Source organism: Streptomyces sp. SCSIO ZS0520 (assembly GCF_025643355.1).
Taxonomy (GTDB): Bacteria; Actinomycetota; Actinomycetes; order Streptomycetales; family Streptomycetaceae; genus Streptomyces; species Streptomyces physcomitrii.
The window spans coordinates 5,604,354-5,631,125 of record NZ_CP092644.1 but is presented as its reverse complement, the minus strand read 5'-3'; the positions used below and the strand labels follow the sequence as shown (position 1 = coordinate 5,631,125).

General features: G+C 75.2%; 12 protein-coding genes. 3 read left to right on the top strand and 9 right to left on the bottom strand.

What is annotated here, in order from left to right:
• Nucleotides 1-2 precede the first annotated feature (2 nt).
• The gene (locus MID12_RS22425; protein ID WP_263170273.1) at nt 3-3,386 is read right to left on the bottom strand and encodes a tetratricopeptide repeat protein; all 3,384 of its coding nucleotides are present in this window, start codon (nt 3,384-3,386) and stop codon (nt 3-5) included.
• Complete coding sequence (locus tag MID12_RS22420; protein WP_263170269.1) at nt 3,383-3,895, bottom strand: hypothetical protein; 513 nt, start codon at nt 3,893-3,895, stop codon at nt 3,383-3,385. The genes MID12_RS22425 and MID12_RS22420 overlap by 4 nt, the downstream gene beginning before the upstream one ends.
• 392 nt (nt 3,896-4,287) lie before the next feature.
• Between MID12_RS22420 and MID12_RS22415 the strand changes: the two genes are divergently transcribed.
• A complete protein-coding gene (locus MID12_RS22415) occupies nt 4,288-5,130 on the top strand; it encodes an SGNH/GDSL hydrolase family protein (RefSeq protein WP_040253406.1) in 843 nt (280 codons plus the stop codon).
• Nucleotides 5,131-5,598: 468 nt separating this feature from the next.
• Here MID12_RS22415 and MID12_RS22410 read toward each other — a convergent pair whose 3' ends face one another.
• Genes MID12_RS22410 through MID12_RS22385 form a run of 6 tightly spaced genes read right to left on the bottom strand, consistent with a single transcriptional unit; the run spans nt 5,599 to nt 21,860 of the window.
• On the bottom strand, nt 5,599-7,599 hold the full coding sequence (locus MID12_RS22410) for an ABC transporter ATP-binding protein (RefSeq protein ID WP_263170263.1): 2,001 nt from the start codon (nt 7,597-7,599) through the stop codon (nt 5,599-5,601).
• A 50-nt stretch (nt 7,600-7,649) separates the two neighbouring features.
• Nucleotides 7,650-8,837 (bottom strand): glycosyltransferase, encoded by a 1,188-nt coding sequence (locus MID12_RS22405; protein WP_040253403.1) that lies wholly within the window; start codon nt 8,835-8,837, stop codon nt 7,650-7,652.
• Nucleotides 8,834-9,673, bottom strand: coding sequence for an alpha/beta fold hydrolase (locus MID12_RS22400; protein ID WP_040253401.1), 840 nt, complete (start codon nt 9,671-9,673; stop codon nt 8,834-8,836). The genes MID12_RS22405 and MID12_RS22400 overlap by 4 nt, the downstream gene beginning before the upstream one ends.
• Nucleotide 9,674: 1 nt before the next feature.
• On the bottom strand, nt 9,675-10,010 hold the full coding sequence (locus MID12_RS22395) for an acyl carrier protein (protein WP_052482546.1): 336 nt from the start codon (nt 10,008-10,010) through the stop codon (nt 9,675-9,677).
• Nucleotides 10,000-14,694 (bottom strand): type I polyketide synthase, encoded by a 4,695-nt coding sequence (locus MID12_RS22390; RefSeq protein ID WP_263170256.1) that lies wholly within the window; start codon nt 14,692-14,694, stop codon nt 10,000-10,002. Before MID12_RS22390 ends, MID12_RS22395 begins: the two co-directional genes overlap by 11 nt.
• A 5-nt stretch (nt 14,695-14,699) precedes the next feature.
• Nucleotides 14,700-21,860, bottom strand: a complete 7,161-nt coding sequence (locus MID12_RS22385) for a type I polyketide synthase (RefSeq protein WP_263170251.1) — start codon at nt 21,858-21,860, stop codon at nt 14,700-14,702.
• 631 nt (nt 21,861-22,491) lie between these two features.
• Here MID12_RS22385 and MID12_RS22380 point away from each other — a divergent pair.
• Both MID12_RS22380 and MID12_RS22375 read left to right on the top strand, forming a co-directional pair.
• The gene (locus tag MID12_RS22380) at nt 22,492-24,150 is read left to right on the top strand and encodes an MFS transporter (protein ID WP_263170249.1); all 1,659 of its coding nucleotides are present in this window, start codon (nt 22,492-22,494) and stop codon (nt 24,148-24,150) included.
• A 193-nt stretch (nt 24,151-24,343) separates the two neighbouring features.
• The gene (locus tag MID12_RS22375; protein WP_263170247.1) at nt 24,344-25,015 is read left to right on the top strand and encodes a hypothetical protein; all 672 of its coding nucleotides are present in this window, start codon (nt 24,344-24,346) and stop codon (nt 25,013-25,015) included.
• A 111-nt stretch (nt 25,016-25,126) separates the two neighbouring features.
• Here the strand turns inward: MID12_RS22375 and MID12_RS22370 are convergent, their stop codons facing one another.
• Nucleotides 25,127-26,749, bottom strand: coding sequence for an alpha/beta hydrolase (locus MID12_RS22370; protein WP_263170246.1), 1,623 nt, complete (start codon nt 26,747-26,749; stop codon nt 25,127-25,129).
• Nucleotides 26,750-26,772: the final 23 nt, after the last annotated feature.

Here is a 26,772-nt window from a genome sequence, read left to right as displayed (position 1 = left end):
CCCTACGGCGCCGCCCTCGCGTCCGTGCGGGAGCTGATGCGGGCCAGGATCCCCCGGGCGGCGGTGAGGTTGGGCCGGTGGTACGCGGGGTCCTCGGAGGTCCGGAGCAGGTTTTCGAGGAGGAGTACGGACCGGGTGGCGGGGTGCAGGGCTTCCTGGAACCGGCCCTGCCCCTCCCGTGCCTCTGCCTGGAGCGCCAGTACGGCGGCGAGCCCGGGTTCGTGCTCGGGCGGGTCCCCGGCGGCGAGGCGCGTGGTGAGCGCGACCGCCTCGCGGGCGGCCTCCTCCGCCGCCTGCCAGTCCCCGAGTTCCAGCAGGACGTCGGTGAGGCGTCTGAGGGCCAGGGCGAGGCCGGGCTCGTGTCCGGCGGGGTCCTCGCCCGCGAGGCGGCGGCGGACCTCCGCTCCCTCCCGGGCGGAGGCCGACGCCCGCCCCCAGTCGCCGCGTTCGGTGTCCCACAGCAGCAGGAGTTTCAGCGCGGCGGCGCGGGCGGGGCCGTGGGCGGCAGGGTCCTCGTGCTCCAGGCGGCGGTAGGCGGACACGAAGCCCCGCAAGGTCTCCGGGTACTCGGGGCCGGTGCCCGTGAACACCCCCGGGGCCTCCTCCTGGTCCAGACCGGCCACCTTCTTGCAGACGGTGTCGATCACCGCGCTCAGGCTCGCGTCCATACCGCCGGGGCCGCCCGTACTCCCCGGCTTCCGGTAGTAGGGAGCGGTCTCGGCCACGACGGCCAGCGCCTCCCGCCAGCGGCCCAGGACCACCAGGTCGGCCGCGGCGAAGGCCAGGGCCCCGTGCTCGTCCTCGGCGAACTCAGGGTCGTGGCGGGCCAGTCGGCGCGCTGCCCGGGCCATCTCCCGGTGGACGGCGAGGGCTTCGGCCGTCTGCCCCGACTGCTCCAGCCGGTAGGCGAGATTGGCCAGGACGTACAGCAGTCCCCGGCCCTGCTCGAAGCTGCCGTCCGCGGCGCGCCGACGGTAGTCCTCCGCGGTCTCCCGGAGCACCGACATCGCCTCGTCCTGCTTCCCCAGTACCCAGAGCTTGACGGAGAGGGCGGTCCTGAAGGCGGCCAGACGCGGTGGCTCGCCGGACTCCGCGGGCGGGCGGCCGCGGAGTCGGCCCTCTTCCTCCAGTACGGCGAGGGATTCCTCGGTACGCCCCAGCCGGTGCAGGATCTCCGCCAGGGCCTCCAGCGCCCCGACGAGTCGGCTGCCGTAGCCGTCCGGGTCCCGCGCCGCCAGCCCGCGAAAGATCTCGACCGCCTCGCGGGCCGGGTCGAGTGCCTCCTCCCTGCGCAGCTCCAACAGGGTCGGTGCGAGCGCCTCTTGGAGCATGAGCGCGAGCTCGTCCTCGGGTGCTTCGGGGTTCTCACGCCCCAGCCGGCGGTGGACCGCGACGGCTTCGCGCGCGGGGGCGAGCGCCTCCTCCGGCCGTCCCAGCCAGCGCAGTACGAGGGCGAGGAAGCCCAGGCTGCTCGCCAGGTCGGACTCGTACCCGGCGGGGTCCAGCTCCGCCAGCCGGTGCATCGTGCCGACCGCCTCGGTCACGACGGCGATCGCCTCCTGCGCCCGGCCGTCGACACGCTCCGGGAAGCCCGGCAGGCCGACGCCGACCTCTCCCTCGACATGCGAGGCCATCAGCCCCCCGCCGAGCCGCGCGGCCGTCTCGGCCAGGAGGGGGCCGAAGGCCGCCAGGTCGGCGGAGGCCAGCTCGCGGTAGAGGACGAGGGCTTCCCGGTGGGCGGCCAGGGCCCGGTCGTGGCGCTCGGCGGCGTCGAGCCGGATCCCGAGTGCGGCGTGCACCGCGGCCCGTCCGGCGGCGTCGGCGGCCTGTGCCAGGCGGTGCTCGGCGAGGCGTTCCGCGAGGTCGGCGCAGGCGATCGTCAGTTCGTCCCGCGGCTCCTCGGGCAGCAGCGGTTCCAGGGACTCCAGGGTTCCCAGGAGGTGGGGCCAGCGTTCCGAGGCGGCGGCGAGGAAGATCACCGTACGGGCGGCGAAGGCGGGCAGTTCGCCCTCGGCGGTCCGGGCGCCGAGCAGGAGGGCGGGGAGTCCGTCCGTCCAGGGATCCGACGAGTAGCCGGAGTGGTCGTGGCCGGGGAGGCTCACGGCGAGGAAGTCCTCGGCGAGCCGGTCCGGGTAGAGGGGTTCGAGTACGGTCCCGGGGGCCGAGGGCGGGTAGCAGTAGGCGTGGTCGTCGAGCAGCCGGTCGGGGTCCGCGCCGAGACCGGCGGTGCCGAGGACCGCGCGGGCCTCGCGGTAGCCGAGTGCCCCGGTGAGCGCGGCGGTGAACACCACCCGGGACAGCTGCTTCGGGCAGGTGCCGAAGGGGGTGCGGCCGCCCGCGGGGTCGTCTCCGGTACGGACCGTACCCCCGTCGTACAGGGTCGCCCAGTGGTGGCGTTCCCGCTCCAGGAGGTGGGTGGTCAGTCGCGTCATCATCGCCTCGGGGCCGCTGCCGCCGTCCGGTGCCGGGTGCGGTGCGGCGGGTTCCGGGGCGGAGCGGGCGCGGCGGTCGACGGCGACGAGAGCGGCCATGTGCACCGCGAGCGTGAGGCCGAACTCCTCCCTGCTCAGCCAGTCGGGCACCGGGATCGACTCCGGGTGCGTGAGCCCGTAGTGGCGGGCGAAGCAGTCGCGGGCCCGCTGGAACATCTCCTGGCGGCTGTGCTCCTCGCGCAGCGGGCCGAGCCCCCGGGCGAGGCAGGCCTCCGGCGGCCAGCCCGCCTGGGTCAGGGCGTGGCGCAGGGCGGGCCAGGTGTGAGTGGTGCGGGCCAGGAGCAGTACCCGTACCGGCACTTGCTGTCGCAGGACCTGGTTGCTGAACAGCCAGGCGAGGTGGGCGAGCGGCCAGCGGTCGGCGTAGTCGACGAGGACCAGCAGTCCGGCGGCCTTCCCGATCCGCAGGTCCCGGGCGGAGGCCGGCTCCCCGTCGACCCGCCCCAGGGTCTGCTCGGCGGTGAGGACCTTCCACCCGGACCGGACGGCCTTGGCGGCGAGATGTGCGGCCAGGCGGGTCTTGCCCTGCCCGCCCGGGGCGTGCAGCCAGCGGACGGCCCGGTCCGGACCCTCCGCTTCTCCGGCTCCCCCGTCTCCCGCCGCGTCCCTCAACCATCCGGTGAGATCGTCCACATCGCTTCTGCGGCCGGTGAAGTCCACCACGGCGGCACGGGCCTTGAGCAGATAGCTCGGCTGGACGGGCGGGCGTCCCCGGCCCTCGGGCGCAGGCGTGCCGCCGGGGGTGGACTCGGTTTCGTACACGGAGAGTTGGTAGACCGGGCCCCGGCCGCTGATCGAGTGCAGGTCGCCACCGGCGACCCCGTAGGCGTAGCCCGCGTCGGCGTGGACGTCCAGGATGAGGCGCGGCTCCTCCGCCCCGGCCCCGCCGGTCACCGCGCCCGGTCCTCGCGCTCCACCTGCACCTCGGCCCCGGGGCCCGGGGAGGCCCCCGGAGCGGGGTCGCCGGAGGCAGGTGTGCCGGGGGGAACGGTGCCGGGCGCGGCGTGGTTGTGGATGCTGCCGCCGACGACGCCCTGCGCGGTGGCGTTCTGGCCGCTGGCGATGATGTTCTGCCGTACCTGCGGGGCGGCGGGGGCCTCGCGCCGGATCTGCTCGATGATGCCCTCGACTTCGGTCCGCGCCTCGGGGTGGGCGGCGAGGAGGTCGCGCAGCCGGGTCTCCCAGATCGCCTCGGCGCGGATCCGGACCGCCGCGTCCTCCCCGGCGGCCTCCAGTTCCGTGGCGGTACGCCCGAGTTCGGCCGCCATCCGCTCCCGCGTCGGCTCGTCCGAGCGACGCCACAGCTCCGGAATCCGCAGCAGCCACTCGGCCGCACCCGCGCTGAGGGCGCGTACGAACTCCCGGGCGCCCTCCAGGGCGAGGAGCGCCATCACATCCGCCATGAGCCGCCTGCCTCCGTGTCCATCCCGTCGCCGGACTGCCCGGTCGCCGCATCTGCCACCAAGTCTTGCCCCTGCGGGGCCAGTTGGGCCGGAAACGGCGGTCTTGGTACGGGATCGAGAGGTATCCGGCGGTGAGGGGCGGAGGCAAGGCGGCGCGCGGAAACCCTCGGGGACGCGTATGAAGATCAGTACGGACAGTGCCCGCCGACGCCGATCCGCCCCGGGAAGACCGGCTCCGCGGGCGTGATGATCCAGAAATCCGCGAACCCATTTCCGCCTTTCCGGACAGAATGCGCGGACAGGGGCCGCGAATTTCCCGGAAGCTATATTTTCCGCCTCTCGGATCTGGTATTCCATAGTGGTCAGGCACCCCCACATCCGAGGAGTGAAGAATGCGCTCTTTAAGAGGACGTAGACCCCTCACGTCCCTTTTCGCCGCAGCTGCCGCCGCCTGCCTCGCCTTCACCGCCGCGCCCGCCGCGCAGGCCGCCGAGGGCAAGGCCGAGCCGGCCGCCGCCGAGAAGTACGTCGCGCTCGGTGACTCGTACGCGGTGGGCCCGGGCACGGGCACGTACGACAACCCCGACGACCCGTGCCGCCGGGGGCCGTTGACCTACCCGCGGCTGTGGGCGCAGGCGCACAGCTCGTACAGCTTCGTGGAGGCGTCCTGCTCCGGGGCGACCACCGCGGAGCTGAAGGCCCAGCAGGTGCCGCAGCTCACCGCGGACACCACGCTGGCGACCGTGCAGGTCGGCGGCAACGACGTGGGCTTCGTCGAGGTGCTGAAGAACTGCATCCTCACCCTGGACGACAAGGACTGCATCGCGGGGGTCGAGGCCGCCAAGGCCGCGGCGACCGGCAGTCTGCCCGGCGCCCTGGCGGACACCTACGGGGCGGTGAAGGCGGCGGCACCCAACGCCAAGGTCATCGTGGTGGGTTACCCGCGGCTGTACACCATCGGCGGCGACTGCGGGATCCTCGGCCTGAGCGACGCCGAGCGCACCGCGCTCAACTCCGCCGCGGACACCCTCGACGGCGTCCTCGCCGACCAGGCCTCGAAGGCCGGGTTCAGCTTCCTGGACCCGCGCAGCGCCTTCGACCCGCACAGCATCTGCTCGGGTGGCTCGCAGTGGGTGACCAGCCTGGAGTGGAGCGACATCGACGAGTCGTACCACCCGAACCAGGCCGGTCACCGCGACGGCTACCTTCCGCTCCTGAACGCCCTCGCGGGCTGAACCGGGTGGGCTGAGCCGAGCGGCACGGCCGGGCGCGGTCACCCGGAGCCCTCACGGGTTCCGGGTGACCGCGCCCTCGCGCGTGCGCCCTCGCCCTCGCGCGTGCACCTTCCCCGTGCGCGCACCTCTTCCCCGTGCGTGCGCTCTTGTCCTTCTTCCTCGTGCGTGCGCTCTTGTCCCCGCGCAGGGGCCTGTGCGCATTGCCCGCCGGATTCCCCGGGCGCGCAGCACCGAATGCGTCCGGCAGCGGCGGTCGTCGAATGCGCGGGTACGGCAATGACGCCATGATCATGAAAACCGCGGCGGAGAATGCGGAATGCGGGTACGGGAACAAGGTGGCGCGGCGCCGGGGCGGTGGATGAATTCTTTCCCGGATTCCGCGTCACCTTGTTTTCGGTCCCGCTTCGGTTTCCTTTCCCCGCGGGTTTCCTTTTTCCCCGGCCGTCCCGTCCTGCCCGGCCGTCCCGTCTACCGCACCACTTCCTCCGGCGGCCGCTCCTCGGCGGGTACGAGCATCTGGGAGGCGGCGAGTTCGCGGTAGAGGAGGTCGGCGCCGACCAGGTTCTGGTGGGTGCCGGCGGCGCGGACCGAGCCGCCTTCGAGGACGACGATCTGCTCGGCGTCGGTGACCGTGGACAGGCGGTGGGCGATGAGGAGGACGGTGCAGCGGCGGGCGGCCTGGTCGACGGCTTCGCGCAGGGCCTGTTCATTGCTGGCGTCGAGCTGCGCGGTGGCCTCGTCGAGGAGCAGCACCTGCGGGCGGCGCAGCAGCGCCCGGGCGATGGCGAGGCGTTGGCGTTCACCGCCGGAGAGGGTGACCCCGCGGTTGCCGACCTCCGTGTCGAGCCCCTCGGGCAGCCGGGCGAGGAGGGTGTCGAGGCGGGTCAGGCGCAGCACCTCGGCGATGTCCTCGTCGGTGGCGCCGGTGGCGGCGTAGCGGAGGTTGTCGGCGATGGTGCCCGCCATCACCGGTGACTCCTGCTCCACGTACGCGATGCGGCGGCGCAGTTCGGCGCGGGTCAGGCTGGCGATGTCCTGGCCGTCGATGCGGATCTGGCCCGACTCCGGTTCGTAGAAGCGCTGGAGGAGGGCGAACATGGTGGTCTTGCCCGCGCCGGAGAGGCCGACCAGGGCGGTCCTGGTGCCGCCGGGGACGGTGAAGGAGATGCCGCGCAGCGCGGGCGCCCGGCCGGGGTAGGCGAAGCGGACGTCGCGGAACTCCACCGGCGGCGCGGACCAGGCGTCCGGCTGCGCGAGCGGAGCCGCGGCACCGGGCAGCCCCGCGGCAGCGGCCCCCGCGTACCCGGCGCTCGCACGCCCGGCGGAACCGGCCCCCGCGTACCCGGCGGAGCCGACGCCCGCATGCCCGGCGCCCTGCCCGCTCACCCGTGCCACCGGCAGGTCCACGTCCTCCTCCACCGGCAGGCTCCTGACCTGCTCGATGCGGCCGATGGCGCCGAGGCCCTGCTGGAGCATGCCGAGTCCGCCGAGGAGGGAGGCGAGGGGGCTGGCCAGGTAGAAGATGTAGAGCAGGAAGGCGATCAGCTCGGAGGCCGCCAGGCTCCCGGAGGCGACGAGGGCGCCGCCGACGCCGAGTACGGCGAGGAAGGCGGCCTGGATGGCCACCCCGGAGAGCACGGTGACCAGGGCCGCGTACTTGGCCCCGGCGAGTCCGGCCTCGTAGGCCTCGCCGATGGCCTCCTCGGCGCGGGCGGTCTCGCGGGCCTCGGCGCCGTTGGCCTTCACGGTGCGGCCCGCGCCGAGCGAGCGGTCCAGGGCGGCGCCGATCGCGCCGACCGAGGTCTGCGCGCGGGCCACCGCCTGGCGGATGCGCGGCAGGATGAGACCGAGGACGGCGCCCACCCCGAGCAGCACGGTCAAAGTCACGCCGAGCAGGCCGAGGTGGACCACGCCCATCAGGATCACGGCGCCGGTGAGGGTGAGGGCGCCGTTGGTGACCATCACCAGGCCCTCGGTGGCGGCGTTCTGGACCTGGGCACTGTCGGAGGTGACGCGGGCGACGAGGTCGCCGGGGGGCCTGCGGTCGAGTTCGGGCACGCGCAGCCGGATCAGCCGGAAGACCAGGTCGCGGCGGATGGTGCGGACCACCTTCTCCGAGGTGCGCCGCTGCCACCAGGACTGGAGGCCGGTGAGGGCGGCGCCCGCGACGACCAGGACGCCGAGCAGGACCAGGGCGGTGGTGACGTTCCGGTCCTCGCTGAGCCCGTCCAGGACCTCCTGGGCCACCAGGGGCTGGATCAGGCCGGAGATGCTCGCGCCGAGGCCGAGGAAGAGGGTCGCGGTGAGCACGAGCCGGTGCGGGCGGGCCTGGCGGAGCAGGGCGCGCAGCGGGCTGCCGGGCGCGGCGGGCTCGGACGGCGGGCCGGTCGGGGCGGTGCCCGGGCCGGGGCCCTCCTGCGGCGCGGGGGCGGAGACCTCGTCCGGCAAGGGTGCGTGGGCCGTCGTCATGCGTACTCCGGGAAGGCGGTCGGAGGGGGGCCGTGGGGCCCCTGGGCGGGTCAGTGGGCGGCGAAGGGCGCCGGGTGGCGGGCGGTGAGCTGCTCCAGGTGGTCGGCGGCGGCGCGCTGGCCGCCGGTGGCGCGCAGCGAACGCCCGATCTCCGCGGCCCGGCTGCGGTGGCCGCCGGTGTCGTCGAGGACGGTGCGCAGCGCCTCGGCGAGGCGGGCCGCGTCGACCCGGCCGAAGCGGACCCGTACCCCGGCGCCGGCCTCGACGACCTGCCGGGCGACGATCGGCTGGTCGTCGCGGATGGGGGCGAGCACCAGCGGCAGACCGTGCCACAGGGTCTCGCAGACGGTGTTGTGGCCGCTGTGGCTGACCACCGCCTTCGCCCGGCTGAGCAGGTCGAGTTGGGGCACGTGCGGGCGGACCAGCGTGCCGGGCGGCGCCTCGGTGAGGAGTCCGCCCGGGTCGGCGAAGACGCCCTGGACGCGGTCGCCGAGGAGGGCGAGGGCCTTCGCCGTCTCGCCGAGGAAGCGCAGCCCGGCGTCGGTGTTGGCGGTGCCGAGGGAGACGAAGACCAGGTCGCGGTCCGGGTCCAGGTCCTCCCAGGGGAAGTCCGGGTCCTCGGGCCGGTCGGCGATCACCGGGCCGACCAGGTGCACGCGCTCCCAGGGGAGTTCGGCCTCGCCCAGCAGCTCGCGGCTGGTGAAGGCGAGGATGCCGTACGGGGAGAAGCGGGGGTCGGCGGTGGCCCGCGGGTCCCCGACGCGGGCCCGCAGCTCCGCGAGGCGGCCGGTGAGCCAGGCGGCCACCTTCGGCAACTCGGCCAGCGGGTCGATGAGTTCGGCGGAGGTGCTGGCCGAGGTGAGGTACGGGACGCCGAGCCGCTCGCTGACCAGGGATCCGGCGAGGGCGTGCTGGTCGGTGAGGACGGCGTCCGGCGCGAAGGAGCGGACGGCCGCCTCCACGCCGGGTGCCATCGCCTCGGCGAGCGGGAGGAAGAACTCCTCCCACAGGAAGCGGAAGGCGGCCGGACCGGTGAGCCCGGGCGGCCGGACCAGGTCGCCGCCGTCCGGCATGGCGCACTCGTAGACCTCGGCCTGTTCACCCACGAGGTCGCGGAGGCGCTCCGAGTGGCCGCACCAGGCGACCCGGTGCCCGCGCCGGGTGAGTTCGGTGGCGACCCCGGCCAGCGGGTTGATGTGCCCGACGAGCGGGGGCACCACCAGGAGGAAGCGGCTCATCGCGCCGCTCCGGCGACGGCGGCCGCGCGGCGGCCCGGGACGTGGTGGGCGCGCACCCAGTCCAGGACCAGGTCCCGGGTGCGGGTGGGCTGCTCCACCAGGACGGAGTGGCCCTGCCGGGGCAGCACGACGGTCCGGCAGTCGGGCAGCTTGGCCTCCAACTCCGGTACCTGGGCGCTGAGTCCGGACTCGTCGCCGAAGACGGCGAGCAGCGGGCAGCGGATCGCGGAGAGGTCGTCGTCGATGACCCGGCCGCTCGGGATGTCCTCGGCGAGGGTGGTGGAGGCGAGGATGCGCCCGGCACCGCGGGAGAGCCGGGCGGTGTGCGCGCCGTGCTGTTCGGCGATCCAGTCGATGGCCTCGTCGCGGACCAGTTCGCGGCGGGCGTGCGCGAGGCCCTCGGCCATGTGCCCGGTCCAGGCGGCCACCGGCGGCTCGGACTCGATCATGGTGACGCTGGCGGCGCGCTCCGGGTGCCAGGCGGCGAAGGCGGCGGCGACGGTGCCGCCGAAGGAGTTGCCGACCAGATGGACCGGCCGCTCCTCCTCGAGGCCGTCCAGGAGGTACGCCAAGTCCTCGACGAAGGCCTCGAGTTGGTAGCCCGTGCGGGGCCGGTCGGTGCGGCCGTGCCCGCGCAGGTCGTACATCACCACGTCGACTCCGGCCGCCGAGAAGGCCGGGCCGAGGGTGAAGTAGTAGCTGGCGAGGGAGTCGGTGAGCAGTCCGTGCACGAAGACGACCACGGGTGCCTCGCCCTCGGGGGCGGTGCCGCCCGCGGCGCCCGCGGGCAGCCGCTGCACATGGGTGGTGATGTCGCCGGTGCGTATCTTGGCCATGTCAGCCCCGTTCCGCCGCGCGCAGCGACTCGGCGACGTAGTCGACGAGTTGGCCCACGGTCAGTGCGATGATCTCGTCCAGTTCCAGGTCGGCGATGAACAGGGCGACGTTGACCCGTTCGCCGTAGTGCTCGCGCAGCGAACCGGCGAGCGCCACCAGGTCGATGCTCTCCAGCTCCAGGTCGTCGTGGAACAGCGTCTCGCGGGTGATCTCGGCGTCGTCGAGACCGGCGTCGGGCAGTTCGCGGAGCATGGCGGCGATCTGCTCCAGCACCGTGCCCTCGTCGTGCTCGGCGCCCGGAGTGCCGGTGGCCGTCGTGGTCGCCTCAGTGGTCATGTCGTTCTCCTGACTCGTTGACGCCTGCGGTCCAGGCGACGACGTACTGCCGCTCGGGCAGCCCCCGCGGGGCCGCCACCTGACTGCAGCGCACTTCCCAGGCGCTGCCCTGGTGCTCCACTCGCAGCCGCTCCGGCTCCGCGGCGCTCACCCGGAAGTCGGCGGGGCGGCCGCCGAGTCCGGTGCCGAGCGCCTTGGCGACGGCTTCCTTCGCCGTCCAGAAGCGGGTGAACCAGAGGTCCTCGCCCTCGCCGGTGGCCGCGACCACCCGGGCGAGGAGTGCGCGCTCCTCGGGTCCGCAGGCGGCCCGCACGGTCGCCGCCGGGCGGGCGGTGACCTCCTCCAGGTCGATTCCGCAGGGCCCGCGGCCGGCCAGGGCCACCGCCGCCTCGCCGCTGTGCGCGAGGGAGACGGTCAGGCCGTCGCCCAGCTCGCGGCCGTGCACGCCGCTCGCGAAGGGCCGGCCGCGCTCGTCGTTGTCGAGGGCGATCTCGGCGGGGTAGACCTCGCCTGCGCCCTCGGCCCACAGCACGCCGCGCAGGGCGTCCTTGGCGGCGATCCGGCCGAGCAGCCAGCGGCGCCTGCGCACCGGCGGCTGGGCCTCGTAGCGGGCGCGTTCGGCGCTGCCGAGCATGTTGCGCATGATGAGTTCGCGGGTGGCGAGGTCGGGCCAGCGCTCGTGGACCAGGGTCCAGCCGCCGTCCTGCGGGGTGGAGAGGGTGTGGCGGCCGGGGAAGCGGTCCACCGCGCGGATGCCGGGGTCGGTGTCGAAGCGGCGGTCGGTCCAGCCGGTGAACTCCGCCCAGACGCGGCCCTGGTGGACCAGTTGCATGTCGGCGGTCAGGGTGGTGTCGGTGACCTCGGTGATGCGGATGTGGCAGTCCAGGTCGGTGCCCGGTACGGGGGCGGGCCCGTGGAAGGTGATCCGGGCCATGCCGACCGGGAAGACCGTGGTGCGCTCGGTGAGGGTGGCCATGATCCAGTAGCCGAGGAGCTGGCCGACGTTGTCCAGGAGCGCGCCCGGTGCGGCCGGGGTGGTGAGCACCCCGCGCACATGGCGCTCGCCGAGCGCGGTGAGTGCGGTGACCCCCTGGAAACGGGGCCCGTGGAACATCCACCGCTCGCTGTACAGCTGCTCGGCGCTGAGGTCCGGGCGCCGCTCCGCGGCGGTCTCCACCGGCCAGGGCGCGGGCGACGGAGCGTGCCCGGGGGCGAGTTGGACGACCGCGCCCGCGTAGCCGGTGAGCTTGACCTCCACCCGGTCCGGGCCGAGGGCGCGCGCCGTGACCGGGACCTCGGAGGCCGGGATCGCCTCGATCCACTTCTGCAGCCGCACCTGGTGCACCGCGACCGCCCGCAGCCCCGGCCTGGCCTGCTCGGCGAGGCTCATCAGATGCTCGATGACCGTGGTGGCGGGCACGATCGGCCAGCGGTCGGCCTCGTCGGGCCAGCCGGGCCGCTGCCGGAAGAAGCAGTGGTCGAGGAGGTACGGCATCTCCTCGACGTCGATGCGCAGGGTGGCGGGCAGCGGGGCGAGCGGCGGCGCGGTGTCCGTCGGCCCGTCCGACGGACTGCCCTGCTGGGGGCGGCCGTTGGGCGGCTGCCCGGCGCCGGGGGCTACGGGTGCGGCCGGGGCCTGGGGCGCGGCCGGAGGCTGTGCGCCGCGGTGCGCCGGTACGCGGGGTCCCCTGCGCGGCGCCGCGGTCCGCGCCGCGCGCCCGGAGTGGACCGCGTCGAGGAGTTCGCCCGCGACCGAGGCCGTCTCGTCGAGCAGCGCGGAGAGTTCGGCGGCGACCGGGAACCGCCCTGCGGCGCGCCCGAGTTGGTCCAGGGCGGCCGCTCGGGGTGTGGCCGCGCGGGACGGGGCACCGGTGGCACCCGCCCGTACCGCGGGAGTTGCGGCGAGCGGGGAGGCCGGAGCCGGAGCCGCCCGGTCGAGCAGTCCCCGGACCTGGCCGGGCAGCGAGACCAGGGCGCCGCCCAGGTCGAGGCGGGCGGTGGGGCGCCGGGCGCCCTCCCGCCCCGGCTTGGTGGTACGGGAGGTGCTGCCCGCCGGGAGCAGCGGGGCGAGGTCGGGGGCGGCGCCCTCGGTCCACAGGGCGGTGGCGACCCGGCGGAGCTGGGCGAGGCTGTCCCGGGCGCCGGAGTGCGCGGAGACCACCAGGCGGTCGCGTCCTGCGAGGGTGTCGTCGAGCAGCGAGCCGAGCTGCCCCGCGCCGAGGACGAGGAAGGCGCGGAAGCCGGACTCGTAGAGGGCGAGGACGAGTTGGCGGAAGCGGACCGGTTCCAGGAGGTGGCGGACGAACAGCTCGCGGACGGCGTCGGGTTCGGCCGGGAAGGGTGCCGCGGTGGTCGCGGACCAGACCGGGACGTGCGGCGGGTGGAGGGTGTACGCCTCGGCGGCCTGCCGGATGGGGGCGAGGTAGGGGCCGAGCATCGGGGTGTGGAAGCCGGAGCGGAAGGGCAGCACCTGGGCGATGACGCCCTCGGCGCGGAAGGCGTCCACCAGGGCGGCCACCTGCTCCTCGGGGCCGCAGATCATCGACTGGTTGGGCGCGTTGTCGTGCGAGAGGACGACGTCCTCGCGTCCGGCGAGGCGCTCCAGGACCCGCTCGGCGGCGGTGCCGAGCACGGCGAAGGCGAGTCCGGGCACCCGCAGCGCGTCGGGGTCGAAGCCCGCGAGGAAGGCGTCCACCTCCTCGGGCGCGTGCACGCCCGCGGCGGCCATCGCGGTCCACTCGCCCACGCTGTGCCCGGCCACCGCGTCCGGGACGACGCCGAGGCGGCGCAGCGAGGTGTCGAGGATCCGGCCGAGCTGGAAGACCGCGGCGCCGTGCCGTCCGACGTCGCCGACCTGGGCGTCCTCGCCGAACTTCCAGTCCAGGCCGAAGACTTCGGCCAGCTCGTCCACCTTGGCGCCGAACTCGGCCTCCAGGCCGGGGAAGACGAAGGCGGTGCGGCCGCCCGCCGGGCCGAGGACCGGGCGCGGGGTGAACCAGACGTCGCTGCGGCCGCGCCAGGGCTCGCCCTTGGCGACCGCCTTGCGGGCGAGCTTCAGCCGCCGCGCGGTGGGGTCGGCGATGCCGAGGCGCACCGGGCCCGCGCCCTCGGAGCCGGGACCGGTCTCGGGCAGGCTCGTGGCCAGCAACTCGCTGTCTTCGAGCTGGAGTTGAGCGGCCAGCTGCTCGGTGCTCCCGGCGGCCAGGCGCAGCACCCGCTCGGGTTCGCGGACCTGGACGCGGGGGCGGCGGGCGGGCACCCGGGCGGGCTGCTCCAGGACGAGGTGGGCGTTGATGCCGCCGAAGCCGAAGGCGTTGACGGCGGCGCGGCGCGGCCCGCCGCCCGCGACCTCGCCCCAGCCGGTGGCCTCGGCGAGCGGGGCGAACCGCGTCTGCTCCAGGGCCGGGTTGGGGTCCTCGCAGTGCAGGGTGGGCGGCAGCAGCTCGTGGTGCAGGGCGAGGGCGGCCTTGATGAGACCGGCGACCCCGGCGGCGGGCATGGTGTGCCCGATCTGCGACTTCACCGAGCCGATGGCGGCGCGCGCGCCCGTGGCGGGCCCGAACACCTCGGCCACCGTGGCGAGTTCGGCCCGGTCCCCGGCGGCGGTCGCGGTGCCGTGCGCCTCCAGGAGCTGGAGCGCCCCGGGGTCGCGCGGGTCGAGTCCCGCGGCCTCCCAGGCCTGCCGTACGGCGCGGATCTGGCCGCCCGGGTCGGGGTTGAAGAGGCTGGCGGAGCGGCCGTCGCTGGCCACCCCGGTGCCGCGGATGACCGCGTAGATGCGGTCGCCGTCGCGCTGGGCGTCGGCGAGCCGCTTGAGGACGACGACCCCGGTGCCCTCGCCGATGAGGACGCCGTCGGCCTCGCGGTGCAGCGGGCGGATGCGCTCGCTCGGGGAGAGCGCGCCGAGCTGGGTGAAGACGCTCCACAGGGTGAGGTCGTGGCAGTGGTGGACGCCCCCGGCGAGCATCACGTCGCAGCGCCCGGTGGCCAGTTCGCGTACCGCGTGGTCGACGGCGACCAGCGAGGAGGCGCAGGCGGCGTCCACCGTGTAGGCGGGGCCGCGCAGATCGAGGCGGTTGGCGACCCGGGAGGCGACCAGATTGGGCACCAGGCCGATCGCCGACTCCGGCTGCTCGGGGCCGAGCTTCTCGCAGAACGCCTCGCGCACCGACTCCAGTTGCTCCTCGCCGAGCCCGGGGGCCAGCTCGCGCAGGGTGTGCACCAGCTGGTTGGCGGTGCGCACCCGCTGGTCGAGGCGGACCAGTCCGGGGGTGAGGTAGCCGCCGCGGCCGAGCACGATCCCGGCCCGCTCGCGCGCGGCGGGCAGCACCGACTCGCCGCCCGCGTCCTCCAGGGAGCGGTGGGCCACGTCCAGGGCGATGAGCTGGTCGGGGTCGGTGCCGGGCACCGAGTTCGGCATGATCCCGAAGCGGGTCAGGTCGAACTCGGTCGAGGTGTCGGTGAATCCACCGCGGCGGCAGTAGAAGCGGTCGCTGCGCCGCGGGCCGCCGGGATCGTAGAACTCGGGGTCCCAGCGGTCCGGCGGCACCTCGCTCACCGAGTCCACGCCGTGCGCGATGTTGTGCCAGTAGGCGGCCAGGTCGGGGGCGCCCGGCAGGAAGACCTCCATGCCGACGACGGCGACCGGGGTCGCCGCGCCCGCGGCCTCGGGTTCGCGCACCATGCCGGTCACCAGCCGGAGGCGGTGTAGACCACGGTGTGGCTCTCGGGCGCACCGTAGGCGAGTTCGCGCAGCAGGCTGAGCGGTCCCTCGTCGAGGTCGATCAGCTTGATGCCGCGGGCCGCGTAGGAGCGCATCAGCTCGGGGCTGACCATGCCGCCGCCGGTCTCGGAGGCGGCCCAGGGGCCCCAGTGCACGGTCAGCCCGCGCCGCTCGGGGGTGGACCAGCGGCGGCCCAGCTCCTCCAGGGCGTCGTTGGCGCTCGCGTAGTCGCTCTGGCCGCGGTTGCCGAGGGCGGCGGCGATGCTGCCGAACAGGACCGCGAAGCGGGGGCCTTCGGGCAGCCCCTCCACCGCGTCCAGCACCGTGCGGGCGCCGTCCGCCTTGGTGGCGAAGACCCGGGCGAAGGACTCCGGCGTCTTCTCCGAGATCAGCTTGTCCTCGATGACCCCGGCCGCGTAGACCAGCCCGTCCAGGCGCCCGTACTGGGCGTGCGCCTCCTTCACCACGGCGGCGACCGCCTCCGCGTCGAGGACGTCGACCTGGTGGTACTGGGCCTCGCTGCCGAGCGCGGTCAGCTCCGCGAGGGTGGCGCGCACCTCGCGGGCGGCGAGCAGCGCGGAGGCGGCGCGTTCGGTCTCGGCGGGGGTGCGGGTGGTCCCCGAGGAGAGCAGGGCGGCGCGCAGGGCCGCCCGGTCGGGGGCGCCCGCGGTGGCGGCGTCCTCGGCCCCGGCGGGTTCCGGGGTGCGGCCGAGGAGGACCAGGCGGCAGCGGGAGGCGGCGGCCAGGGTGCGGGCGAAGCGGGCGGTGATGCCGCGGGCGCCGCCGACGAGCAGCACCACGGAGTCGCGGTCCAGGCCCGCGGCCTCGGCCTCCGCGGCGCCGTCGCCCGCGGGTCCGGCGCCGGTCGCGGCGAGGGCGCCCAGCGGGTCGAGGCCCAGGTCGAGGGCGCGGCGCTCCGCACCGTCGGCGAGGACCACCGGTTCGGCGCCGGTGGCGGCGAGTTCGGCGTACAGCGCCTTCGCCACCTGCTCCGGGCCCGCCTCGGCGGGGACCTCGACCAGGGTGGCGCGGACCTCCGGGTACTCGCGGGCCACGCTGCGGAAGAATCCGCGCAGTCCGCTGGGGGCGCCGGTGGTGCGCCGGTCGGCGGCGAGCAGCCGGCGCGGGGCCGCGGTGAGCACCCGCTGGAAGAGCGGGAAGGACTCGGGCAGCGTCGGCCCGGACTCCTCCAGCGAGGCGAGGTGCACCACGGCGTCGGCGGTGGCGGTGGGCAGTTCCCCGGCGGGCACCAGATCGGTGCGCACCCCGGCCTCGCCGAGGAGCGCGGCCAGGGCCTCGGCGATCTCGCCGCCGCCGAGCAGCTGCACCCGGCTGCCGCGCTCCGGGGCGGCGGTCACCGGCTCCAGTACGCGTTCGGTGAAGGTCAGCCGCTGCGGGGCGACGACCTGGGCGGACGGCGCCTCGTCCGGCTGCGCGGGGGCGGGGGCGGGCGCGGCCTGCTCGGCGGGGGTCGCGGGTCCGCCGAGGGCGGAGGCGAGCAGTTCGCTGAGCGCGGCGGCGGTACGGGCCGCGCTGAGCTGGTCGAGGTCGGCGGTCTCGGCGGCGAGGCCGAGGCGGGTGCCGAGCTCTCCGGCGATCTCGGTGCGCTTGATGGAGTCGACGCTGAGGTCCGCCTCCAGATCGAGATCGGGCTCGATCATGTCCACCGGGTAACCGGTGCGCTCGGCCACCACCGCGAGCACGGTCTCCAGTACGGAGGCGGCGCTGACCTCGGGGGCCGCGGCGGGGGCGGGCGCGGCCGCGGCGGCGGGCGCCGCGGTCGCGGTGGTGCCGAGGAGCCCGGCGAGCAGGCCCGCGATCGCCTCGGCGGTGCGGGCGCCGCTCAGCTCCTCCAGGCGGTCGCCGCCCTCCGCGGGCAGCCCGAGGCGGCCCGCCAGCTCGCCGGCGATCTCGGTGCGCTTGATGGAGTCGACGCTGAGGTCCGCCTCCAGATCGAGATCGGGCTCGATCATGTCCACCGGGTAACCGGTGCGCTCGGCCACCACCGCGAGGACCGTGTCCAGTACGGAGGCGCCGGTGGGGGCGGGCTCCTGCGCGAGGGGGGCGGCGGGCACCGCGACGGGGGCCGCCGCCGGGGCGGGCGCCGTCTGCTGCGGGACCGCCACCAGGGCGGGCGCGGCCGGGCTCGCCGTCAACTGCTGGGCACCGGCAGGCAGTTCGGGGACGCCCAGGTAGGAGAGCAGGACGTCGCGCTGGGCGGCGACCATGTCCCGGCTGCTGCGGAGGAACTCCGCGATCAGCGCCTCGGGACCGGCGGCCGGGGGCTGGGGGCTGTGCTGGTCGAGCACGGTGAACTCCGTCACGGGTCGGGCCGGTTGCAGGGCGCCCGGCGGGATGGTGCCGTCGGCGCGGCGCAGCAGCTGGCCGTCCACGGTCCAGCCCGCGGCGCGCGCGGCGGGAGCGGTCGCCGGGTCGACGGTGTCCCGGCCGGTGAACAGACGACGGGTGCGGACGTCCACGCCGCTGACGGCGAGCCGGGCGAGGGCGGTGAGCAGCCCGCCGAGGCCGGTGTCGCGGCCGTCCTCCAGGGGGACGGTGCGGTGCGGGCGGTCGCCGAGCACGGCGGCCACCAGGCGGCTGAGCACCTTGCCCGGGCCCGCCTCGACGAAGACGCGCGCGCCCGCCTCGTACATCGCCTCGATCTGGGCGGCGAAGCGGACCGGGGAGCCGATCTGCTCCACCAGTTCGCGCCGGATGCCGTCCGCGTCGGCGGGGTAGGGGGCGGCGGTGCGGTTGGACCAGACGGGGAACGCCGGTGCGGGCAGCGGGAGTCGGTCCAGGTGGGCGCCGAAGTCCTCGCCCGCCCCGGCGAGCAGCGGGCTGTGGAAGGCGCAGGCGACCTTGAGCTGCTTGGCCTGGTGCCCGGCGTCCTTCAGGTGGGCGAGGGCGGCGGCGACGGCCTGGCTCGGGCCCGAGATGACCGTCTGCTCGGGCGAGTTGTGGTTGGCGGCGACCACGTCCCCGTCGAGACCGGCGAGCCGCAGCACCTCCTCGACCTGTTCGGCGCCCGCGCCCACGGCGGCCATCGCGCCCGGGTCCTCGGCGGGCACCCGGCCGAGGATGGCCTCGGCGCGGGCGGCGCTGGCGGCCAGCAGCTCCTCCGGGTCGAAGGACCCGGCGGCGGCGAGGGCGGCCAGTTCGCCGTAGCTGTGCCCGCCCGCCATGGCCGGGCGCACCCCGAGCGAGGCGAGCAGCTCGGTGGCGGCCAGCGCGGTGATGCCGAGCGCGGGCTGGGCGACGGCGGTGTCGGTGACCCGCTCCTGCTGCCGGGCCCGGCTGTCCGCGTCCAGCGCGGCGGGCGGGAAGAGCAGGTCGGCCCAGCGGGCGCCGCGGTGCAGATGGCTGTGCAACTCGGGGAAGGCGACGAAGAGTTCGGCGAGCATCCCGGGCCGCTGGCTGCCCTGGCCCGGGAAGAGGAAGGCCACCTCGCCCGTGCGCACCTCCTCCTCGACCGCGTGCGCGGCGTGGATGCCCTCGGCGGGCGCGTGGACGCCCTCGGCGGCCCGGCGCAGCAGCTCCGGCAGCGCGTCCAGCTCGCGGGCGACCACGGCGATACGGACCGGCTCGCCGCGCAGCGCGGACTGGTCGCTGCGCCAGGAGGCGTGCCGCGCCAGGTCCCGCAGGCGCACCGGGCCGCTCTCGTCGAGCAGCTTCAGGAGCGCCCGTACGGACTTGCGGGCGGCCTCCTCGTCGCGGCCCCGGAAGGTGAACAGCTCGGCGGGCCAGGCGTCCAGGGCGTGCGCCTCGGGGGCCTGCTCGTGGGCGCGGAGCACCACGTGGAAGTTGGTGCCGCCGAAGCCGAAGGCGCTGACGCCCGCGACCCGGTCGGCGGGCTCGGCGCTCCAGGGCGCCGCCGCGGTGTGGAAGGCGAAGGGGCTGCTGCCCTGCTCCCAGGCCGGGTTGGGCTCCTTCAGGTGCAGGGTCGGCGGCTTCACCCCGTGGTAGAGGGCGAGGGTGGTCTTGATCAGTCCGGCCAGGCCCGCGGCGCACTTGGTGTGCCCGATCTGGGACTTGACCGAGCCGACCGCGCAACTGCCGGGCTCGGCACCGGACTCGGTGAACACCTCGGTGAGGGTGGCGAGTTCGGTGCGGTCGCCGACGACGGTGCCGGTGCCGTGCGCCTCGATGAGGCCGACCTCGGCGGGCGAGATGCGGGCGTTGCGGTAGGCGCGGGTCAGGGCGGCGCGCTGGCCCGCGGGGCGGGGCGCGGTCAGGCCGAGGGCGCGGCCGTCGCTGGCGCTGCCGACCCCGTCGATGACCGCGTAGACGCGGTCGCCGTCGCGTTCGGCGTCCTCCAGGCGCTTGAGGGCGACGCAGGCGACGCCCTCGCCGAGGGCGATGCCGTCGGCGGACGCGTCGAAGGTGGCGGAGCGGCCGCTCGGCGAGAGGGCGTGCACCGAGGAGAAGAGCAGGTAGTCGTTGATGCCGTTGTGCAGGTCGGCGCCGCCGCAGAGCACCAGATCGCTGGTGCCGGTGGCGAGTTCCTTGCAGGCGGCGTCCACCGCGGTCAGCGAGGAGGCGCAGGCCGCGTCCACGGTGTAGTTGGCGCCGCCGAGGTCGAGCCGGTTGGCGATGCGCCCGGCGATGACGTTGGCCAGCATGCCGGGGAAGGAGTCCTCGGTCAGGCGCGGCAGCTGCTCGTCGAGGCCGGGCGGCACGGCCCCCGCGTAGGCGGGCAGCACGGTGCGCAGGGTGGTGGCGTTGGACAGGTCGCTGCCCGCCTCCGCGCCGAAGATCACCGAGGTGCGGCGGTGGTCGGCGGCGGGCCCCTCGTACCCGGCGTCGGCGAGGGCGCGGCGGGCCGCCTCCAGGGCGAGCAGCTGCACCGGCTCGATGCTGGGCAGGGAGGCGGGCGGGATGCCGTAGCGCAGCGGGTCGAAGGGGATCTCGGGCAGGAAGCCGCCCCAGCGCGAGGGGGTGCGCTCGCCCTCCCCGTCCGGGGCGTAGTACAGCTCGGGGTCCCAGCGGTGGGCGGGCACCTCGGTGACGCTGTCCCGGCCCTCGACGATGTTCGCCCAGAACTCCTGGAGGTCCTTGGCGCCGGGGAACATCGCGGCCATGCCGACGACCGCGATCCGCAGCGGCGGCGGGGCGCTCTCCCCGGCCGACTCCTCGGCGGCGGGGCGCAGTCGGGCGACGCGCTCGCGCAGCCACTCCCCCGCGCCCGCGGTGACCGAGGCGTGCAGCTCGGCGATGCCGGTGGTCGCGGAGCGCAGCACCGAGACCTCTCCGGCCATGAACATGCCCTCGGCGGCCTGGCGTTCCTCGTCGACCCGGCGCAGTTCGGCGCCGACCCGCTCGACGCCCTTGGAGGCGAGCCGCAGCCGTCCGACGTTGAAGCGCTCCAGCTGCTCCCAGGCCTCCCGGTCGGGCACGCCCTCGGCGGCGAGGCGGGTGCGCAGCGCGGCGAAGTCGCGGGTGACGTCGCTGGCGGCGCAGCGGGTGGCGTGGCCCGGGGCGGTCTCCAGGAGGTCGGTGCGCTCGGCGGCGAGGACCTGCCGCTGGAAGAGCGGCTGGATGGCGCCCGCCGAGACGGCCTCCTCGGTGAAGAGGTAGGCGGTGCCCATCAGCACGCCGAATCCGGCTCCGGCCTTCGTCAGCGGGGCCGCGACGGCGGCGGCCATGGCGGCCGAGCGGGCGTCGTGGATGCCCCCGGCGAAGAGCACCGTCAGCTCGCGGGCCGCCGACTCCCCTGCCTGGTCGAGGAATTCGGTGAGGACCTCGGTCTGCGCCTCCCAGAGCGGGAAGCTGTTGCGGGGCCCGATGTGGCCGCCGCACTCGGCGCCCTCGAAGATGAACTTGCGCGCGCCCGCGGCCAGGAACTGCCGCAGCAGCCCCGGCGAGGGCACGTGCAGGAAGGCGGAGATGCCCTCGGCCTCCAGGGCCGCGGCCTGGGCCGGGCGGCCGCCCGCGATGATCGCGTGGCTGGGCTTCAGCTCGCGTACGACGGCGAGTTGGGCCTCTTTGATCTGCTCGTCGGCGAAGCCGAGGATGCCGACTCCCCAGGAGGTGCCGGGCTCGATCGCCTCCCGGGTGCGCTCCAGCATGGAGCGGGTGCGCTCGGCGTCGGCGAGCGCGAGGGCGAGGAAGGGCAGGGCGCCCTCGGCGGCCACCTTGGCGGCGAAGGCGGGTTCGTCGCTGACCCGGGTCATCGGCCCCTGGGCGAGCGGGAGTCGGGCGCCGAGCGCCCTGGCACCGGCGGAGTCCTCGGCGAGCGCGGCGGCGGGGGTCTCGGCGTCCGCGGAGTCCAGGGCCTCGCGGATCGCGCGGACGGCGTCCAGGACGCGGGTGCCGCGGCGGGCGAAGGAGGCGGCCAGATAGCCGTCCTGGCCGACCGGGAGCAGCCGCTCGCGCGGGTCCTCGGCGGCCAGCGCGCGGTGCACGCCGTCGAGGTCGGCGGGGACCGCGGGCGCCCCGGGTCCGCGCCGGCGCAGCACCCGTACCCCGTGCACGAGCACGCTCTCGGAGCCGTCGAGGGAGGCCAGCGCCTCGGTGGTCTCGGCGGGCGGTTCGGCCTCGTCGAGCAGGGCGAGCTGGATGTCGAGGACCACACCGGCGGCGCCGCCGAGCACGGCCGCCGCGGCGGTACGGGGCCCGATGCCGCCCCAGGCCCAGACCGGCACCGTGATCGCGGGGTCGGCGAGCAGGCGCTGGAGCAGCACGAAGGTGCTCAGCTCCCCGGCGCGCCCGCCGCACTCCTGGCCGCGCACGAGGAGCCCGGCGGCCCCGGCGCGTACCGCCTCGGCGGCCTCCGCGGGGCTGACGACCTCGGCGAGGACGCGGCGGCCGGGGAACTCCGCGGGCGAGCGGGCGGGGTCGGCGAGCAGCACCGTCTCGGCGCGCTCGGGCAGCTCGGCACCGGTGAGCGGGGTGCCGGGGCGGATCCGTACGCCGAAGGGGCCCGCGCACCAGTCGGCGGTGCGGGCGAGCAGGGCGGCGGCGCGGCGGTCGGGCCCGTCCGGCAGTTCGAGCACGCCGAGGGCGCCGGCGCGGCAGGCGGCGGCGGTCAGGCGTGGCGACGGACGGTGCAGCGGGTTGACCGCGATGACCGAGTCCGTCAGCAACTCTGAGGACTCAGAGGACACATGGGGGGACGGCGTCCGCATGGGAGTCTCCGGTGTGGGGGGTGGTGCGCGGTAGTCAACTGGCGGCTCTCCATACGGTCAAGCCGCGACTCTGTGTGATTACCGGAAGCTCTCTACGCGCGTCATCCAATTCCGGACACGCAATAGCGGACACAGTGCGTCGCGACGAGCCCTTTCGTATGCCGAACTTTCCGACGTCGGCCAGCACGTCGTAAACACGCCACGTGTCGGTAACACGGTCTTCTCATTTCGGGCTCTGACCTGTGCGGTAAATCACATGAACTGCTAGGGAAATCACGCAACCGCTGAGCGGATGCACACACTCCGTAATGCTCAGGCGACAATTCCCCCCACTTCTGGCGTTCCCGCGGCGACGAATGGGGTATCCCGCGCAACTGTCCGTGCCGAGCCGGGGCCCGACCGCCCGATTCCGGCCCCGCGGCAGCGAACTCCCGCACCTCCCAGCAAAGTTGATACTTCCTCAGCTTCACCCACATACACCCCGCCGACGCGACGGAACACCGTACGCCACCCTCCCCGACCTCGCGATCCGGGCCCGCGGACGCACCCGGGCCACCCCGCGCGGCACGGCTCCCCCACCCGCCCCGGGGTCCACATGCGCCCCCTGAGCCCCCGGTTCACAATTGCCCCTATGAGTGACATCAGCGACACCGAGGACGGCCGCAGTCCTCCGGCCGCCACCGGCGCCCCGCACCAGACGCTCGCTCTCGCGGCGATGCTCTTCGCGGTGTCGATGACCTTCATCGACCAGACCATCGTCAGCATCGCGGCGCCCAGCATCATCGACGAACTCTCCCTCTCCTCCTCCGGGATGCAGTGGGTGATCAACGCCTATCTGCTCTCCCTCGCCGCCTTCTTCGCGCTCGGCGGGCGGCTCGCGGACATCCTCGGGCACCGCCGCGTGATGCTGACCGGCACCCTCGTCTTCGTGCTCTCCTCGGTGCTCTGCGGCTGCGTGCCCAAGGGCGACCTCGCGCAGAGCTGGCTCATCGTCTTCCGCGCCACCCAGGGCCTCGGCGCGGCCCTGATGTTCCCGGCCGCGCTCGCCGTGGTGGTCGCGGTCTTCCCGGTCGGCAGGCGCGGCCGGGCCCTCGCCCTCTTCTTCGGGCTCTCCGGCGCGCTCACCGCGATCGGCCCGCTGCTCGGCGGCTGGCTCACCGACTGGACCTGGCGCGCCATCTTCTGGGTCAACGTCCCGGTGGCGATCGTGGCCATCGCGCTGACCCTCAAGGCGCGGATCCCGGACACCCGCCGCCCCGAGAAACTCGACCTGGTCGGCGCCTTCCTGGTGGTCACCGGCATGGGGCTGAGCGTCCTCGGCCTCCAGCAGTCCGCCGCCTGGGGCTGGGACGGCGCGGCCACCTGGGTCTGCCTGCTCGGCGGCCTGCTCGTGCTCGCCCTGTTCTGCCGCTACGAACTGGGAGCCGAGCACCCCCTGATCCGGCTCCAGGTCTTCCGCGACAAGGCCTTCGCCGTCGACAACCTGGTGCTGTTCTTCGCGATGACGGCCTTCGTGCCGCTGTTCTTCTTCATGTCCGTCTACGCGCAGGTCTCGGTCAGCGCCTCGCCCAACCAGGCCGCGCTCTACATGCTCTACTTCTTCGCCGGTTTCGCGATCGCCTCCCAGTGGGGCGGCCGGATCCTGGACCGGCGGGGCGCGCGCCCCGCGATGAAGGCGGGCACCGCGCTCGCCGCGGTCGGCTTCGCCCTGTGGGCGAACAAGCTCACCGACCTCTCCTTCCACGACCAGTGGCCCTACGCCGCCATGGCGGGCGCGGGCATCGGCCTGATGCTGGCGCCGACCTCCACCGACGCCGTCAACCGCTCCCTGAACGCCTCCTACGGCGAGGTCACCGGCATCACCCAGACCGTGCGCAACTTCTCGGCCAGCGTGGGCATGGCCGTCTTCAGCACGGTCCTCACCCACGCCACCACCGACCATGTCCAGGACACCCTGACCTCGCGGGGCCTGCCCGAGGGCGCCTCGCGCGAAGCGGCACGCGAGGTCGCCGAGTCCGTCACCGGCAACCCCGACGCCCAGCAGCCCAGCGGCGACGGCCCGGTGGCCACCGTGATGCGCCGGTCCATGGACGCCATCCGGATGGACTTCGCCGAGGCCAACCAGTGGGTCTTCTACGGCATGGCGATCGCCTGCGCCCTCGCCTACCTCTGCGCGATCCGGCACCCGGGGACCCGGGTCACCGAGAACGCCACCCTGGACGCGGAACCGGGCCCGGGTGAGGACAAGCCGGTGGGCACCGCCGACAGGGGCGGTACGGAAGGCAGTTGAGACCGGCCGCGCGGCCGCTGTGAGGGGGTCGTGCCGCCACCGCTGGGGTGCGCCCCCACTTCCCGGGGCCGTCCGCCGGGCGGATAATCCGCGTACGGCCGTCGGCGGTACGTGCCCGCGCGGGACCGCCCGGCCGCGGACGCGCGACCGCCGGGCCGCGCCGCGAGGACCGAGGCGTACGGGGGGGCAGCAGGTGGCCGGTGCACCGCGGCGGACGGCCGCCGCCCTGGTCCTCGCCGCGGGCGGCCTCCTCGCGGGCGGCGGCTGCACCTCCGGCGGTGCTGAGCCCTCCGGCGGCGCCGAACCGCCCGCGACCCGCAGCGTCGACCCGGCCACCCGGGGCTTCCCGACCCCGCCTCCGGTGGTCACCCGCAGCCCGGCCCAGGCCTGCGGTCAGCAGCCGTACGAGGCCGGGTCCTACGACGCGAAGGCGGTGCGCGCGTACACGCCGAAGGGTCCCGCCTACCGGGGCCCCGGCCCGCACCCGGTCCGGCTGCTGCGGGCGGACTCCGGGGAGGGCGGTCCCGAACTGCCCCACCAGTGGGCACCGCCCGGCGGGGTGCAGCTCGTGGTGTGCGAGTACGAGGACGCCGACTTCACCCACCGCCAGGTGGGCACCTGCGAGTACCTCGGCGGCGACGCCCTCGGCGGCACCTCCCGGGTGGAGTCCGCCCGCTGGGTCTACCGCGTCTTCGAGGCCCGGACGGGCGCGCCGGTACGGGAGTTCACCCTGCCCGGCACCACCGCACCGGAGAAGACCTGCCCGAAGACCGCCCTCGCCCCGGACGGCGCCCTCTACCGGCAGCAGGTGGAGAGCGCGGACCTGCGGGCCAGGATCGAGCCGCTGTACCGGGGCGCACGCTGACCGACCGGCAGCGGACCCGGACGGGGCCGGGCGCCCGGCAGCCGCAGCCGGGCGCCCGGTGGGCGGCGCGCGTCTCAAGCCCGTGCGCCGCCCGGCTTCGGGGAGTCGGGGTCAGCAGATCGTGCCCGCGCGGACCTTCTTGCGGTGCAGGAAGTAGTCGTCCACGATCCGGCCGACGCAGGAGCCGCCGCGGCCGTAGGCGGTGTGCCCGAGGCCCTCGTAGGTCAGGAGCATCGCCTTCGGCAGCTGCCGGGCGAGGCTGCGCGCCTCGTGGTACGGGGTCGCCGGGTCCCCGGTGGTGCCGATGACCAGGGCCGGGGCCATGCCCGGGGCCTTGGCGCGGTGCGGCTTCACGGTGCCCCGGGGCCAGTTGCGGCAGCTCATCTCGTCCACCACGGTGGAGGTCCCGAAGACCCCGGCCTTGCGGTGGGCGGCGGCCATCACCTTCCAGTAGGCGCTCGCGGACCTCGGATGCGGTATGTCGAGGCAGTTGACGGCGAGCAGGGCGGCGTCGCTGTTGTCGGGGGCCCGCCCCGCGGCCCGGCCGCCCGCCGACTCCCGTGCGGCGCCCGGGAGTCGGGCGCCTCCTTCGTCCTCGGCGGTCGGCTCCTCGCCCCCGGCCAGCTTCACCAGGCCGGTGCCGTCGCCCTCGTCGTAGGCCTCCCACAGGGCGTCGGAGAGGTCCTCCCACTGGTCCTCGGGGGCGTACATGGCGAGCGTGACCGCCGCGTTCAGGGTGCGGCTGTCGAGGGTGGTGTCCGCCCCCGGCGCGGGCAGCGGCTCGCGTGCCGTCTCCGCGTAGAGGGTGTCCACCACCTCGCGTATCTCCCGCGGGGTGGTGCCCGGGCAGCTGTCGCCCGCGAAGTCGGCGCACTGCCGCGCGTAGTCGTCCACCGACTCGCGGAAGGCGGTGCCCTGGCTCAGCGCGCGCTCGTACCAGTCCAGGCGCGGGTCGACCGCCCCGTCCAGGACCATGGTGCGCACCCGGTGCGGGAAGAGCTCGCCGTAGGTGGTGCCGAGGCTGGTGCCGTACGACCAGCCGAGGAAGTTGAGCCTGCGGTCGCCGAGGGCGGCGCGCAGCACGTCCATGTCGCGGGCGGCATCGGGGGTGCCGACATGCGGCAGCACCGAGCCGCTGCCCCGGCGGCAGCCCCGGGACTCCGCGTCGGCGCTCGCCAGCGCGGCCCGCCGCTGCTCGCCGTCCCTCGGGTACAGCGCGACCGGTGCCTCCTCCTCGGCCCCGCCCTCGGGCTCCCCGCCGCCGTCCCCGTCGCACCTCACGGCGGGCTTGCTGCCGCCCACCCCGCGCGGATCGAAGGAGACGATGTCGAAGCGGGCCCGCACCCGCTTGCCGAAGCTCGCCGCGGTGCCGCCCTTGAGGTCCTCGACGCCGGAGGCACCGGGCCCGCCCGGGTTGTAGACGAGGGAGCCGAGGCGCCGCTTCGCGTTCTCCGCCGGGTGCTTGACCAGCGGCAGCGTGAAGGTGCGCCCCGTGGGCCGGGAGTAGTCCATCGGCACCTTGAGCGAGGCGCACCGCAGCCCGTCGCCGCAGGCCTTCCAGTGCGGCTTCTGCTGGTAGTAGGTGCGCAACTCGGGGGCGTGCGCCGGGTCCTTGCGCGCCTTCTGCGCGCCGTCCGCCGAGGCGAGCTGGCAGGAGGTGAGCAGAAGGGAACCGGCCGCGGCGAGCGCCACCAGGGCGGCCGGGCGTCGAGAACGTCGAGAACTGGGGGGCATGCTGTTGCTCCGTCGCAGGTGTG

Bases quoted from the DNA above. Each gene is read 5' to 3' on its own strand.
- MID12_RS22395 (WP_052482546.1), bottom strand. From the start codon at position 10,010: ATGACCACTGAGGCGACCACGACGGCCACCGGCACTCCGGGCGCCGAG.
- MID12_RS22400 (WP_040253401.1), bottom strand. From the start codon at position 9,673: ATGGCCAAGATACGCACCGGCGACATCACCACCCATGTGCAGCGGCTG.
- MID12_RS22370 (WP_263170246.1), bottom strand. From the start codon at position 26,749: ATGCCCCCCAGTTCTCGACGTTCTCGACGCCCGGCCGCCCTGGTGGCG.
- MID12_RS22410 (WP_263170263.1), bottom strand. From the start codon at position 7,599: ATGACGACGGCCCACGCACCCTTGCCGGACGAGGTCTCCGCCCCCGCG.
- MID12_RS22405 (WP_040253403.1), bottom strand. From the start codon at position 8,837: ATGAGCCGCTTCCTCCTGGTGGTGCCCCCGCTCGTCGGGCACATCAAC.
- MID12_RS22415 (WP_040253406.1), top strand. From the start codon at position 4,288: ATGCGCTCTTTAAGAGGACGTAGACCCCTCACGTCCCTTTTCGCCGCA.
- MID12_RS22420 (WP_263170269.1), bottom strand. From the start codon at position 3,895: ATGGCGGATGTGATGGCGCTCCTCGCCCTGGAGGGCGCCCGGGAGTTC.
- MID12_RS22380 (WP_263170249.1), top strand. From the start codon at position 22,492: ATGAGTGACATCAGCGACACCGAGGACGGCCGCAGTCCTCCGGCCGCC.
- MID12_RS22390 (WP_263170256.1), bottom strand. From the start codon at position 14,694: ATGGTGCGCGAACCCGAGGCCGCGGGCGCGGCGACCCCGGTCGCCGTC.
- MID12_RS22385 (WP_263170251.1), bottom strand. From the start codon at position 21,860: ATGCGGACGCCGTCCCCCCATGTGTCCTCTGAGTCCTCAGAGTTGCTG.